General features: G+C 76.3%; 2 pseudogenes. Both read left to right on the top strand.

Annotation, left to right across the window (positions count from 1 at the left end):
• Nucleotides 1–635 (top strand): annotated as a pseudogene (locus tag H5J29_RS33395) (hypothetical protein); the annotation flags it as partial.
• Between the two features lie 75 nt (nt 636–710).
• Nucleotides 711–1229 (top strand): annotated as a pseudogene (locus H5J29_RS33390) (hypothetical protein); the annotation flags it as partial.

The raw sequence follows: 1229 nt of genomic DNA, 5'->3' as shown, positions 1-1229 counted from the left end.
CGGCCGAGCGCGCGGCCCCGCCGCCCGGACCCGCCCGGGACCTCTACGGCAGCCTCCTGCAGGAGGCCGCGGCGGAGGCCGGCTACCGGGCCGACCCCACCGAGGGGTCGTTCCTCGGCGGGGTCGTCGCGGCGCTGCAGCGGCCGTTGACCTGGCTCGCCGCCCGCAGCGGGCTCGACGACGTCGTGATCGCCGCCGTGTTCCGGGACGTCGCCCTGTACCTGGGCGACGACACGGTGCGGAAGTCCGTGCTCGACGTCGTCCGGGCCGGCCTGCCCGCCGACGGCGAGATCGTGCTGGTGGCCCACAGCCTCGGCACGGTCGTGGCGATGGACCTGCTCGACGAGCTCCCGGGGACCTCCGTGCCCCTGCTCGTGACGGCGGGCAGCCCGCTGGGCATGGACGCGGTGCAGGACAAGCTGCTGACCGGTGCGCCGAGCCGGCCCACCGGCGTCGGGACCTGGGTGAACGCCTGGGCCGCCGCTGACGCCGTCGCGATCGGCTGTCCGCTGGCCGACGACTGGCGGGACGTGCGCGACGTGCTCACGGACAATCCGAAGGACCGCCCGCACGACATCCGCGAGTACCTGTCCGACCCGCGGGTCGCGGGGGAGATCGGCCGCCTCCTGCGGTGATCGCGCAGGTACGTAGAGGTACGTAACTCCCGGCCCAGGTGGTATCCCCTCCACCTGGGCCGGACTCGTGGGAGGGTGGACCGAACCCGCATCGCAGGACCTGCCAGCCCGCGCACCACGGTCGAGCAGCTCGCCCCGTTCGTCGGCGAGCTCGCCGTGGAGGGGGTCGTCCGGGTGTCCGGGCCGCCCGGGTCCGGGGTGTCGAGCGTCCTGCGGGAGGCCGCCGCCCGGTGCGGGCGGCCGGTGGTCACCCTCGCCGGGCGCGAGGCGGAGCGGGACCTCGACGGCGCGGTGCTCGACGATCTCGCCGCGGCCCTCGGCCCGCAGGCGCCGACCGACCCACGGGGCCTGCTCACCCTGCTCGACCCCGCCCTCCTGGTCGTGGTCGACGACCTGCAGTGGGTCGACGAGCGCTCCCGCACCGCGTTGGGCTTCGTGGCCCGCCGGGCGCCACGGTCCGTGCTGCTGGGGGAGCGGTTCGCCCCCGGCAGGCGTCCCGACCCGGCGTTCGCCGACCTGCCCACCCGGGAGCTCACCGGGGTGCCCGTCGGTACCCTCGCGGGCATCGCCGCCGACACCGCCACGTTCGGCCAG

This window comes from Pseudonocardia pini (assembly GCF_013870575.1).
GTDB classification, from domain to species: domain Bacteria; phylum Actinomycetota; class Actinomycetes; order Mycobacteriales; family Pseudonocardiaceae; genus Pseudonocardia; species Pseudonocardia pini.
Note: the sequence above shows the minus strand (reverse complement) of the source record. Positions and strands in the feature narration are given on the sequence as shown.